The sequence below is a fragment of the Aquitalea sp. FG25 genome, assembly GCF_057809375.1.
Window position 1 is genome coordinate 1 of record NZ_JBMDJV010000002.1, and the last position, 12,449, is coordinate 12,449.

Below are 12,449 nucleotides of genomic sequence, written 5' to 3' on the forward strand. Positions count from 1 at the left end.
CTGCGTTTCGTTTCCGTCGCTGCGTTGTCTGCTGAGGAGGCGAACTATACCGCCCTGCCCCACCCTCGTCAACACTTTGCGTGAGAAAAACTGCACGATTTGCTGAGAATCCGGCCCACCACGCGCTAAGTCACTGAGCGGCAATGCTTTATGAAATGCGGGTTTTATGACTGTTTTGCTGCGGGTGCACAGCCAGCAGCGTACTACCACCCATGCCAGCACTGACCAACGGGGAAAACTGGCGCAAAAAGCTGGCCTTAGCACTGGCACAGGCAGCAAAAAGCCCGGCTAGGCCGGGCTTGGATCTTGCGATTACTTATATATAGGCTGACTTGTCAGCGCTGCTTGAGTTTGGCAAAAGCCGCAGCCATGGCAGATTCACCGGCCGGCTGTTGCGTCCTCCCCTGTGACTGGCGGTTGCGCTGCTCACTGGAGCGTCCGGCATCTGGCTTTACACCACGACTGGTCGTGCCCACTTCATCACTCAGCCGCATGGTAAGTGCGATACGCTTGCGTGCCACGTCCACCTCCAGCACTTTGACCTTGACCACGTCACCGGCCTTTACCACCTTGCGCGGGTCGTCGATGAATTTGCTGGACAGTGCAGAGATGTGCACCAGGCCATCCTGATGCACGCCAATATCAACAAAGGCACCAAAGTTGGCCACATTGGTGACCACGCCTTCCAGCACCATGCCGGGCTGCAGGTGCTTGATATCCTCGACGCCATCCTGGAAGGTGGCGGTCTTGAACTCTGGGCGCGGATCGCGACCCGGCTTGTCCAGTTCCTTCAGGATGTCCATGACGGTGGGCAGGCCAAAACGCTCGTCGGTGTAGTCGGTTGCCTTGACCGACTTAAGGGTCACTGAATCACCCAACAGGGATTTCACTTCTCGTCCCAGTTTGGCAACGATCTTTTCCACTACCGGGTAGGCTTCCGGGTGCACTGAAGAAGCATCCAGCGGATTGTCGCCGCCGCTGATACGCAAGAAGCCTGCTGCTTGTTCGAATGTTTTGTCGCCCAGGCGCGGCACTTTCAATAGTTGCTTGCGGTTTTTGAACGCGCCGTTCTGATCGCGATAACTCACGATATTGGCAGCCAGCGTGGCATTCAGGCCGGAGATGCGCGTCAGCAATGGTACAGAAGCAGTGTTCACGTCCACGCCTACCGCATTGACGCAATCTTCCACCACGGCATCCAGTGCACGCGCCAACTGGCTTTGATTGACGTCATGCTGATACTGGCCGACGCCAATGGATTTCGGGTCGATTTTCACCAGCTCGGCCAAAGGGTCTTGCAGACGGCGAGCGATGGAGACTGCGCCGCGCAAGCTGACATCCATATCGGGAAACTCTTTGGCAGCCAGCTCGGATGCCGAATACACCGATGCGCCTGCCTCGGATACCACGATCTTGGTCATGCCCAATTGCGGGTAGGCTTTGATAAGGTCTTGCGCCAGCTTGTCGGTTTCCCGGCTGGCCGTGCCATTGCCAATGGAAATCAGGTCAACATTGTGACGGGTGCACAGCGCGCCCAGGATGGCGATGGATTTATCCCACTCGCGGCGCGGTTCGTGCGGATAGATGGCGGTGGTGTCCAGCACCTTGCCGGTACCATCCACCACAGCAACCTTGACGCCGGTGCGCAAGCCCGGATCCAAACCCAGCGTGGCGCGCTGACCGGCCGGTGCGGCCAGCAGCAGGTCGTGCAGATTATCGGCAAATACCTTGATGGCTTCACCATCAGCCGCTTCTTTCAGCTTGCCCATCAGTTCCAGTTCCAGCGACAGGAAGATCTTGGCGCGCCAGCACAGCCGCACGCTGTCCAGCAGCCATTTATCAGCCGGACGGCCTTTGTCTTGCACACCAAAGCGCTGTCCGATCAGCAACTCATAAGTCGAGCGCTCGGTAATCGGGGTTTCGTCGGGCTGGTATTTGAGCGCAACGCTGAGCACACCTTCGTTACGCCCGCGCAGCAAAGCCAGGGCGCGATGGGACGGTGTGGTGCGGATGGCTTCGCGATGATCAAAGTAATCAGCAAACTTGGCACCCTCCTGCTCCTTGCCCGCCACAACGGTGGCGGCCAGTTCGCCTTCATTCCACAGTTTTTCGCGCAGGCGGCCCAGCAGTTCGGCATCTTCAGCAAACTGCTCGATCAGGATGGCGCGCGCACCATCCAGTGCGGCCTTGGTATCGGCTACGCCAGCTTCAGCGTTGAGATAGCCTTGCGCCAGGGTTTCCGGTTGCTGCGTGGGATCGGCCAGCAAGCTATCGGCCAGCGGCTGCAAACCGGCTTCGCGAGCAATCTGCGCCTTGGTGCGGCGCTTGGGCTTGTAAGGGAGGTAAAGGTCTTCGAGTGCCGTCTTGTTGTCGGCACCGTATAGCGCAGCAGTCAGCGCCGGGGTGAGCTTGTCCTGTTCGCGGATACTGGCGAGGATGCTGTCGCGGCGGTCGTCCAGCTCACGCAGATAAACCAAGCGCTCAGCCAGGGTACGCAGCTGGGTATCATCCAGCCCGCCGGTCACTTCTTTCCGGTAACGGGCAATAAAAGGAACGGTGGCACCACCGTCGATCAGTTCGATAGTGGCCGCCACCTGGTTTTCGCGGACGGCTAGTTCAGTAGCAAGACGGCTGGCAATGCTTTTCAACATCGGTTTTTATTCTTTCGTGCTGAACAAAAACCGCTACTGTACCGTCATTTACCCCAAAATCAAGCGACAACCGGCCCGGCCAGCCACGCCTGGGCTTCCTCGACCGTATCAAAGTATTCAAGATGGTTATGTGAAAGCAGGCCGGCAATGTGCGCTGCCAGCTTGATCCACACATCACTCACCACCAGCGCGATACGGCCAAAGTCCTGCTCGTGCGCACGCACGAACTTGACCTCTTCCACTGCCATGTCCAGGGTAAAGTCCACCAGCTCGGTCAGATCCAGCAGTACGTCCGGCTTGCCTTGTTCGGTAACACGCTTCACCAGCGCGTCTTCAAACAGCTTGAAATCTGCCAGCGAGAATTCATTGAACAACGCCACATCCAGACCATAATCCTGTTCGCGGATAGAAATCATGCTGCATCTCCTAAAGTGTGAGTCCTGCCTGTTATTGTTGAGTCGTGCCAACGCTGACCGCACGGCCATGATTGCATTCTAGCCCCTGTCAGTTGGGATTCTGCTGATAACCATCAAGCTATCGCATGTTTTTGGCATGCTTCAGCGCAAAGCCGCCAGCAAACCCGCCCCGACAATCAGCGCCATGCCCAGCACGGCATCCGGCCCCAGCGCATCACCCCATAGCAGCATTCCCAGCAGGGCAGAAAATACCACGGTGAGGTAGGCAAAGCTGGCCACCAGGTATTTACTTCCCACCTTGTAGGCCATGGTCATGGCCAGTTGCCCCAGCATGCCGCAGACACCCACGCCCAGCAAGGCCGTGACATTGCCAGCATGCACCGGGGAAAAGCCCGGCCCCAGCAACAGCCAGACCGCACCAAACACACTGGCGATGGCAAAGAACCAGAACACCACCCGCCATGACGGCTCGCCCATCTGCCCCAGCTCGCGCACCTGAAACACGGCAAACCCGGCACTTACCCCGGAGAGCAGCCCGATCACCCCCGCCAGCCACTGATCCGAGCTGAAAGTTGGCCGCAGCAGCAGCACAATTCCCAGAAAACCCAGCCCTAGCGCCAAGGCAGCCGGGCGCGACAGTCGGTCTTTAAGTTTAACGACGCAGATCAGCGAAAAGAATAACGAAGAGGTGTAATTGAGGGTAACCGCCGTAGACAGCGGCAAATGCGTCAATGCATAAAACAGTGCCGACATCGACAGATAGCCAACAAAGCTGCGTTTGACATGGCCTTGCCAGTGCGGCGTTGACAATGACAGGCCACGCCAACGGATACCGCCGCCCAGAATGATAGTGCCGATCAGTGTGCGCCAGAACAGCAGCTCCACCGAATTGAAATGCTGCGCACCAGATTTGACAAAAACCCCCATCAGCGCAAAAAAAGCAGCGGCCACCACCATCCAGCCAGCCCCTAACTGACCTCGACACAGCCGGGCAGTCAAGGATTCAGACATGATGGCGACACTTCAGACAAGCGCATTGCACTGCAGAATGCATCATGGTTTGCGCAAACTAGTGGCCGACAGACAGATGGTTTCCATCTGGTGACGGTAGGTTTTGAACTCTGAGGCATTGGCCGCGCAGCGCGCCTCCAGCATCCGCTTGCCAGGCGTTGGCAGGAATACATGCAGATTGAGCCGCACAATCCACAAGCGGCCAGAAACAAAGCGGCCCTCGCGATACTCGGTTACCAGCCGCCCGCTGTGCGGGTTAAGCCGGGTGTAGAGCGCGGCCTCGCGGTCGCCGCTGGCCTGTCGATAGCGGCGCTGCAGCCGCTCCGGCGTATCAGCGCGCCCGGCCTTGTATTCCTGCAGGCTTACCTCGATGGCCGCACGCTCGCGCTGGTCCGCCTTGGGCGGCACCACCTTGATCACGCGCACGCCTTCCTGCACCACGCTGCGGACTTTCCAGCCTGGGGGCAATGTAAAGCTGATTTTGCTGGCCGGGTCGGTAAAGCTGGCGGCCAGCACAGGCCCGGCCAGCAGGCCAAGGGCGAAAATAAGTAAATGTTTTTGCCAGTGCATTGTCATCAAGACAAAGAAAAAGGCGCGGAAACCCGCGCCTTTGCCATTCTGCACTGAAATGTCCGGCTTAGCCAGCCATGGCATCGCCCATCAGGCGACGATAGAACTCGTGGAAGTGTTGCATACCTTCCTCGGTGGGGAATTGATACGGCCCCACTTCGCTCTCGCCACGCAGCCACAGCGCACGGCGGCCCTGGTGCATGCGGTAGCAGATTTCGTCGTCTTCCTTGGCGGTTTCGAAGTAGGCGGCCTGCTCTGCCTCAACGAATTCCGGCTCGAAATACACCACATCTTCCGGGTAGTAAAACTCGGTAAGGACGGTGCATTTTTCCGGACCACGCGGAATCACCACGCTGACCACCAGCACATGCGGATACCACTCCACCATGATGTTGGGGTAATAGGTGAGCCAGATGGCACCGAATTCGGGTTGCTGGTCGGCAAAGCGGCGGCGTACTTCTTCGTGCCACTTGCCATACACGCGGGAACCGGAACGGGCCAGCTGGTTTTTCACCCCCACCGTCTGCACGTGATACTGCGCACCCCACTCCCACTTCAGTTCGGCGCAATCAACAAAATTGCCCAACCCCGGATGGAAGGGATCAACGTGGTAGTCCTCGGAATAGACTTCAATAAAGGTTTTCCAGTTGAAGTCGTACTCAGTGGTATGCGTTGAATGGAAGGCAAACTCTGAAAAATCCAGATGTTTGGCCACACCAAGCTGCGCCAGATCAGCAGCGATATCGCGACCGGCATCAAACAGCAAACCGTTCCAGTTGGTCAGTTGCGTCTGATTCAGGTTCAGGCAAGGCGTTTGCGGGAAATGCGGCGCACCCAGCAGCTTGCCTTCGGCGTCGTAAGTCCAGCCATGCAGATTGCACACCATGTGGTTACCATTGCCGCGACCCTGATAAATCAGTGCCTGACGATGGCGGCAGACGTTGGAAATCAGCTTGATTTCCCCGCCCACATTCTTGAGCATCTTGCCGTGGCCCAGCCATTCCAGCGTGTGATAGTCGCCCTCATTGGGCACCATCAGCGCATGGCCGTAGTACTGCGGAGCAGTAGCAAACAGTTGTTTTTGCTCCAGCTCGTAATGAGCCGGGTCAAAGTAGCTATAGATAGGCAGCTGAGCAGCAGATGCTTGTAGCATCTGCGAAGAAGCCAGATCAGACATTATTCCCACACCTCCGTGGAAGAAGATATAAGACCAGCCGAATCTCGCTAAACGAGTTTACGGAACCATCAAAACAATAATGAAAACAAAGGCCAAGCCCCTGCTTTTCGAGGCCGGGATTATGCCCCGCCCCGAAAGGGGGGGCAAGCTATTTTTGGTGATGGCAAGCATTCGCAGAATGAAACGATGTGGTGACAACATGTGTTTTTGCGGAATTTGACACAACATCTCCACCCGGATCCTTAAAAATCATTGCGTTAGCGCAAATTGTGCGCAGCAATATCAGCACTTCATAATGGCTATGCTATACTCGTCGCACGGTTGAACCGGCCGTATTGCCAGTAGCTAGCTGAAACGTGACAGCACACCTGTACACCACCGGCACTGGCAGACAAGAGCAGCCCGGAGGACGCCGGGCAAAGCCCCGCCAGCAAGGCCATGCGGCTGCAAGGTAAAACCCGTATTGCCGCCTTGCAGGATGCGCTGGATAATCGCCGCCCGGTTCAAGCCGACCAAAGGAAAATCAAGAGGAGCCCGTCTACTGCACAGCCGGTCATCAGGCCGACATAGTCATAACCCTAATATGGCCAATCCACCGGATTGCTGCAGTGATTTTCCCAACGGACCCCTTTTTCGTCATTTACGACCCCCAGCGCCTATGAAATCAAGCATTCTCGTTATCAACTGCGGCAGTTCCTCGCTGAAATTTGCCCTGATCGACACCACCACCCAGCAAGCCGTCCTGACCGGTCTGGCAGAAAAACTGGGGCTGGAGCAAGGCCAGATCAGCTTCAAGCATGCAGGCCAGAAAGATAGCCAGCCGCTGAGCGAAGCCAATCACACCGCCGCCATGCACGCCATCATCGCCCGCCTGCGCACGCTGGATTTGCTGGACAGCGTAAAGGCCGTTGGCCATCGTGTGGTACATGGTGGCGAGCACTTCAAGGCCTCCGCAGTGATCGACGACACCGTCATCGCCGAAATCGAGAAATGCGCCAAACTGGCACCGCTGCATAACCCGGCTCACCTGCTGGGCATTCGCACTGCCATGCAACAATTCCCTGGGCTGACACAGGTGGCCGTATTCGACACCGCCTTCCATCAGACCATGCCCGAGCAAGCCTATCTGTATGCCGTGCCGATGCAGCTGTACCGCGAACATGGCGTGCGCCGCTACGGCTTCCACGGCACCAGCTACCGCTTTGTCACTGGCGAAGCCGCCCGTCTGCTGAACAAACCGCTGGAAGAAACTGCTTTTGTCTGCGCCCACCTGGGCAATGGCGCGTCTGCCGCTGCCATCAAGGGCGGCAAGAGCGTGGACACCACCATGGGCCTGACCCCGCTGGAAGGCCTGGTGATGGGCACCCGCTCCGGCGACATCGACCCGGGCATTTTCGGCTACCTGGCTTCCGAGCTGGGCCTGGATGTGAATGGCGTGACAGATCTGCTGAACAAAAAGTCCGGCTTGCTGGGCCTGTCCGAGCTATCCAGCGACTGCCGTGAGCTGGAAGACGCCGCCATGGCCGGCAAGCCCGAAGCCATCCTGGCACTGGATATTTTCAGCTACCGTCTGGCCAAGCACATTGCCGCCCTCACCGTGGCATTGGGCCGACTGGATGGCGTGCTGTTTACCGGCGGCATTGGCGAGAATTCGTCCTACCTGCGCGCCCGTGTAATCAAACAGCTGGGCTTTTGGGGCCTGCAGCTGGATGAGGCAGCCAATGAAGAGTGCATTCGCGGCAAGGCTGGCCGCATCACCACCGCCGACTCCGTGCCTGCCCTGGTGATCAACACCGATGAAGAACTGATGATTGCCCTGGACACCGCCCAACTGGCGGGCTTGTCCGTCTGAGGCAGCGCAAGAAAGAGTCCGAAGCATGCATACTTTTTTCCTGGCACCGACCGGCTTTGATGCCGGACTCACCTCGGTAGCGCTGGGCATGATCCGCGCGCTGGAGCAATCCGGCCTGCGCGTGGGTTTTGTCAAACCCATCGCCCAGGGTGCAGACAGCTCGCCAGAGCGCTCCACCCACTTTGCCCGCGCCATCTGCCACCTGAACCCGCCAGAACCCTTGGCGATGGAACGGGTGGAGCACCTGCTGTCGCAAGGTGAAATCGACCAGTTGATGGAAGAGGTGGTCTCGCTTTACCAACAGGCCTCGCACAATGTGGACCTGATGATTGTGGAAGGCCTGGTACCCGACCAGAAACAGGTGTTCTCCACCTTCCTCAACACCAAGATTGCCCGCAACCTGCAAGCGCAAACCATTCTGGTGACCGCTGCCGACAAGCTGGCCAGTCATGAAATTGCCGAACAACTGGAACTGAGCGTACAAGCTTTTGGCGCTCAGCCCGGCCACGTGGCGGGTTATATCCTTAACCGCTTGTCCAAGGAGCAAAACGCCCCGCAACTGGCGATGGAAATTCAAGAGTCCGGCCATCTGCTGCAAAAAAACCGCTTGCCGATGATTGGTGCCATCCCCAACGAGCCGGAGCTGCTGGCCCCGCGCACGCTGGACGTAGCCCACTACCTGCAAGCGCGTGTGCTGCATGCCGGACAGATCAGCCGCCGCCGCGTGCGCAGCATGGCGGTAACCGCCCGCACCGTACCCAACGTGGTGCATCTGCTGAAGCCGGGCGCGCTGATTGTCACCGCTGGCGACCGCGAGGACATCGTACTGGGCACCTCCATGGCCGCCATGAACGGCGTACCGCTGGCCGGCCTGCTGCTGACCTGCGACTCCCTGCCCGACCCGCGCATCCAGCAACTGTGCCACCAGGCCTTCACCAGCGGCCTGCCGGTGATGTCCACCACGCACAACACCTTCGAAACCGCCAGCTTCCTTAGCAATATGAGCCGCCAGGTACCGGCGGACGACCTGGAGCGCATGGAACGGGTGATCGACTTTGTCGCCGAACATCTGGACGCCGACAAGCTCAAGCGCAATGTGGGCGCACCGCGCGAGCACCGCATGCCGCCGCCAGCGTTCCGCTATCAGCTGATGGAAAAGGCCCGCCGTGCCGGCAAGCGCATCGTACTGCCGGAAGGCAACGAACCGCGCACCGTCAAGGCCGCCGCCATCTGCCAGGAAAAAGGCATTGCCCACTGCGTGCTGATTGGCAACCGCGTCGAGATCGAACAGATTGCCGAAGCCCAGGGCGTCACCCTGCCCGCCTCGATTGAAATCCTCGACCCCAACGAAGTACGCGGCAACTACATCCAGCCCATGGTGGAACTGCGCAAGGGCAAGGGCCTGAACGCGCCGATGGCCGAGCAGCAACTGGAAGACAATGTGGTACTGGGCACCATGATGCTGGCGCTGGGCGAAGTGGACGGCCTGGTATCCGGCGCGGTACACACCACCGCCAACACCATCCGCCCGGCCCTGCAGCTGATCAAGACCGCACCGGAGGCCAAGCTGGTTTCCAGCGTGTTCTTCATGCTGATGCCGGAACAAGTGCTGGTTTATGGTGACTGCGCAGTCAACCCGGACCCAACAGCAGAAGACCTGGCCGACATTGCCATCCAGTCAGCAGATTCTGCCGCCGCCTTTGGCATTCCGCCGCGTGTGGCGATGATTTCCTACTCCACCGGCAGCTCCGGCAGCGGTTCGGACGTAGAAAAAGTACGTGAAGCCACCCGCATCGCCAAAGAAAAGCGCCCGGGCCTGGAAATTGACGGCCCGATGCAATACGACGCCGCCAGTGTGGAGTCCGTAGGCCGCCAAAAAGCCCCGGACAGCACCGTAGCCGGCCGCGCCACCGTGTTTGTATTCCCCGACCTCAACACCGGCAACACCACCTACAAGGCGGTACAGCGCTCGGCTGGCGTGGTGAGTGTGGGCCCGATGCTGCAAGGCCTGCGCAAACCGGTAAACGACCTGTCGCGCGGCGCGCTGGTGGACGACATCGTCTACACCATCGCCCTGACTGCCATTCAGGCCGACAAGCGCTAACGCTGCTCCACACCCGACAGACAGCCCGACAAGCCTTGCTTGCCGGGCTGTTTTTTTGGCCATGCCCGCTATGCGCCGAAGATGCAGGAACTGCCTTGAATGGTTGAGACAGCCGCGCAGGCTGGCGACAACCCCGACCACACCATCCACCAAGCCACCGCTACCGGTTTGGCTGTCTTGCTACCTAGCCATGGCTAGCGACCGTTACCTTGTGTGCTTCTTGCCTTCCCACCCGCTGCACTAGATAATCCCCTCCGTGCTGTTCAATAGCGGCACCGGGATTGGCGTCCCGTTCCAGACGGACTTTGCACAAGGCCAAGCTTTGTCGCGTCCGTAACCATTGCACGTCTTCTATGGCGGGCCATGGTGGGAGCCTCTCACGAGGCACCGCTCCTGGAACGGTACGCCAATCCTGCCATGTGCCTGCCACCCCCGATTGGCGTCGGGCGGCAGGTAAACATTCCAGGAGACCATTCATGATTTTCCCTGTTTACTTGCTTGCCGCCTCCGCCCTATGCCAACCAACGGGAGGGCGCAGCTCATGACACACCAAACCACCACACACGTCCTCCCCCTGATGCGCCAACACATCGTACTGCTACAAGCCATGTTGCAGCAGGACCGCTTTGCCGCGCTGCGCTGCCCGGTGCAGGAGTTGGCACGCAGTTTTGATCAGCTGGAATCGGCATTACGGGAGCAGGCCCAGACGCTGGAGGCGGTATTGGCCTTGCTTGCCCTGCACCCGTCTGATGCCTATCGCAGGCACTTGATGCAGCGCTTGCAGCGCTTGCAGCAGCAACAACAGCAATTGCTGGCTTAAACCCGCGTAACCCTCCCATGAGTAACAAGCCCGGTGGCCTGATGGAGAACCGGGCTGTTGCTGCTAGCGCCCGAGTGAGCGACAGAACCCGCTTTTAGCGGATAGGCTCATGCCGGTAATGGCTGGTCAGTCATCGCCTGACCATTCCTCACGCACAGGCTGTCGCTGCGTTGCAGAACAAAAAATGCACCGCTTTCACTGACTGACCACCCAGCTATCACGTGCTCAGCTGACACCACGATTGCCGATTTCAAACACTTGTTTTACATTAGCCAATCGCCCGAAATCAGGCGTAGAAATCAAAACAATACTTACAAATCAAGACGCAACGAGGGAGACTCACCACATGACTGCCAAGTCCGTAACCGACTGGTTCATACCGGAATCCATCCGCCAGTCGCCTGCCCAGGCCATCGGCGCACGTACCACCGTAGGGGTTGGCCTGCTGGCCGGCTGTATTGCCCCGCTGTTTTCCATCGAGTATTTCATGCTGCATCACCCGGCCATGGGCACTGGCATTGCGCTGGGTGGCTTGGGTTTGTTGCTGGCACCACTCTTGCTGAAACTCACCGGCGCGCTACGTTTTTGTGCCGAGCTGATTACCAGCTGCATGTTCGTGATGGTGTGCTGGATGGTGTATGTCAACGGCGGCATCATGTCCACCAGCGTGGTGTGGTTTGCTTCCATCCCGTTTACCGCCATTTTTGTGTCCACCCGCCGCTCCGGCATGGTGTGGATGGTGCTGACCATTCTGGCTATCGGGCTGTTCTTCTTGCTGTCGTCCGACCCCGGCGCGCTGCCGCCGGTGCCGATTGACCATGCTGAAATCCCCAAGCTGCAAGCCAAATCCTTGATCGGCCTCACCATCGTGGTGTTGTCGCTGGCCATGGCGTTTGACAAGGCCAAGGTAAAAAGCCTGGAGAAGCTGGAACAGGCGCGCGCCGAGTCCGAGCTGGCCAGCCGCGCCATGCGCGAGATGATGGAACAGGTGGCCCGTTCCATCCGCGCCGCTTCCAGTGCCAGCCGCGATATCGCCAACAGCACCGGGTTGATGGCCGAAACCATGGCCGACCAGCGCAGCCGCGCCGAAGACATGATGGTGGTGGCGCAGCAGATGGCGGTGACAACCAGCCAGAACGCCGCCCAGTCCGACAGCGCCACCCGGCTGGCACAAACCGCAGGCCATGCCGCCAGCAGCGGCGGCCAGGTGATGGACCAGGCCGTGCTGCAGCTGGGTCGGGCCGGGGAAGTTATCTCGCATGCCGCCAGCAAGCTGGAAGACCTGGGCCAACGCAGCACCGAGGTTAACGGCATTGTGCAGCTGATTCGTGACATTGCCGACCAGACCAACCTGCTGGCGCTCAATGCCGCCATCGAGGCCGCCCGCGCCGGTGAAATGGGTCGCGGCTTTGCCGTGGTGGCGGACGAAGTGCGCAAGCTGGCCGAACGCACCCAGAACGCCACGCTGGATATCGAAACCAAGATCAAGCTGATTGTGGATGGTACCAATCAGGCCATCATCGCCATGCGCGACGGCAATAGCCAAATGCAGGCCGGGCGCAGCAATGCCCAGGAGGCACAGCAGAACCTGCAGGGCATCATTCAGGAAACCCGCCAGCTGGCCAGCCTGCTGGAAGAGGTATCCCACGCCGAAAGCAGCCAGAACCAGGGCTTTGCCCAGTTTGCCGGTGACATTACCGCCGTGGGCGAATCTACCCGCTCGCTGTCCACCGAAACCCGCTCCATTGCCGATGCCATCAAACGGCTGGACCAGCTGCTGGACGAGCTGGGCCGCACCTCGCAGGCGCAGCAGCCAGTAACGGCTTAATCGCCAGACGCACACTTCAG

At 59.1% G+C, this 12,449-nt stretch carries 9 protein-coding genes; 4 read left to right on the forward strand and 5 right to left on the reverse strand.

Going from position 1 to position 12,449, the window contains the following annotated elements; all coding sequences use genetic code 11:
* Positions 1-335 precede the first annotated feature (335 nt).
* The 5 genes from ACODR9_RS01745 to ACODR9_RS01765 form a co-directional block, all read right to left on the reverse strand.
* Positions 336-2,651 (reverse strand): Tex family protein, encoded by a 2,316-nt coding sequence (locus tag ACODR9_RS01745; protein WP_488807284.1) that lies wholly within the window; start codon positions 2,649-2,651, stop codon positions 336-338.
* A gap of 59 nt (positions 2,652-2,710) precedes the next feature.
* On the reverse strand, positions 2,711-3,067 hold the full coding sequence (locus tag ACODR9_RS01750) for a SpoIIAA family protein (protein ID WP_488807285.1): 357 nt from the start codon (positions 3,065-3,067) through the stop codon (positions 2,711-2,713).
* Between the two features lie 141 nt (positions 3,068-3,208).
* Positions 3,209-4,078 carry a DMT family transporter gene (locus tag ACODR9_RS01755; protein WP_488807286.1) on the reverse strand — a complete coding sequence of 290 codons (870 nt, stop codon included), beginning with the start codon at positions 4,076-4,078 and terminating at the stop codon, positions 3,209-3,211.
* Positions 4,079-4,120: 42 nt separating this feature from the next.
* Positions 4,121-4,702, reverse strand: coding sequence for a hypothetical protein (locus ACODR9_RS01760; RefSeq protein WP_488807287.1), 582 nt, complete (start codon positions 4,700-4,702; stop codon positions 4,121-4,123).
* A 13-nt stretch (positions 4,703-4,715) separates the two neighbouring features.
* Entirely contained in the window at positions 4,716-5,825 is a 1,110-nt protein-coding gene (locus ACODR9_RS01765; protein ID WP_488807288.1) for an aromatic ring-hydroxylating oxygenase subunit alpha, read from the reverse strand.
* Positions 5,826-6,483: 658 nt separating this feature from the next.
* Here ACODR9_RS01765 and ACODR9_RS01770 point away from each other — a divergent pair.
* The 4 genes from ACODR9_RS01770 to ACODR9_RS01785 all read left to right on the forward strand — a co-directional run bounded on the left by ACODR9_RS01770 (position 6,484) and on the right by ACODR9_RS01785 (position 12,429).
* Entirely contained in the window at positions 6,484-7,677 is a 1,194-nt protein-coding gene (locus ACODR9_RS01770) for an acetate/propionate family kinase (protein WP_488807289.1), read from the forward strand.
* Positions 7,678-7,702: 25 nt separating this feature from the next.
* Positions 7,703-9,781 carry a phosphate acetyltransferase gene (gene pta / locus ACODR9_RS01775; protein ID WP_488807290.1) on the forward strand — a complete coding sequence of 693 codons (2,079 nt, stop codon included), beginning with the start codon at positions 7,703-7,705 and terminating at the stop codon, positions 9,779-9,781.
* A gap of 541 nt (positions 9,782-10,322) precedes the next feature.
* Complete coding sequence (locus tag ACODR9_RS01780) at positions 10,323-10,601, forward strand: hypothetical protein (protein WP_488807291.1); 279 nt, start codon at positions 10,323-10,325, stop codon at positions 10,599-10,601.
* Positions 10,602-10,947: 346 nt separating this feature from the next.
* Positions 10,948-12,429 carry a methyl-accepting chemotaxis protein gene (locus ACODR9_RS01785; protein WP_488807292.1) on the forward strand — a complete coding sequence of 494 codons (1,482 nt, stop codon included), beginning with the start codon at positions 10,948-10,950 and terminating at the stop codon, positions 12,427-12,429.
* The last annotated feature ends 20 nt before the right edge of the window (positions 12,430-12,449 follow it).

Bases quoted from the DNA above. Each gene is read 5' to 3' on its own strand.
- ACODR9_RS01765 (WP_488807288.1), bottom strand. From the start codon at position 5,825: ATGTCTGATCTGGCTTCTTCGCAGATGCTACAAGCATCTGCTGCTCAG.
- ACODR9_RS01745 (WP_488807284.1), bottom strand. From the start codon at position 2,651: ATGTTGAAAAGCATTGCCAGCCGTCTTGCTACTGAACTAGCCGTCCGC.
- ACODR9_RS01750 (WP_488807285.1), bottom strand. From the start codon at position 3,067: ATGATTTCTATCCGCGAACAGGATTATGGTCTGGATGTGGCGTTGTTC.
- ACODR9_RS01780 (WP_488807291.1), top strand. From the start codon at position 10,323: ATGACACACCAAACCACCACACACGTCCTCCCCCTGATGCGCCAACAC.
- ACODR9_RS01770 (WP_488807289.1), top strand. From the start codon at position 6,484: ATGAAATCAAGCATTCTCGTTATCAACTGCGGCAGTTCCTCGCTGAAA.
- ACODR9_RS01755 (WP_488807286.1), bottom strand. From the start codon at position 4,078: ATGTCTGAATCCTTGACTGCCCGGCTGTGTCGAGGTCAGTTAGGGGCT.
- ACODR9_RS01785 (WP_488807292.1), top strand. From the start codon at position 10,948: ATGACTGCCAAGTCCGTAACCGACTGGTTCATACCGGAATCCATCCGC.
- pta (WP_488807290.1), top strand. From the start codon at position 7,703: ATGCATACTTTTTTCCTGGCACCGACCGGCTTTGATGCCGGACTCACC.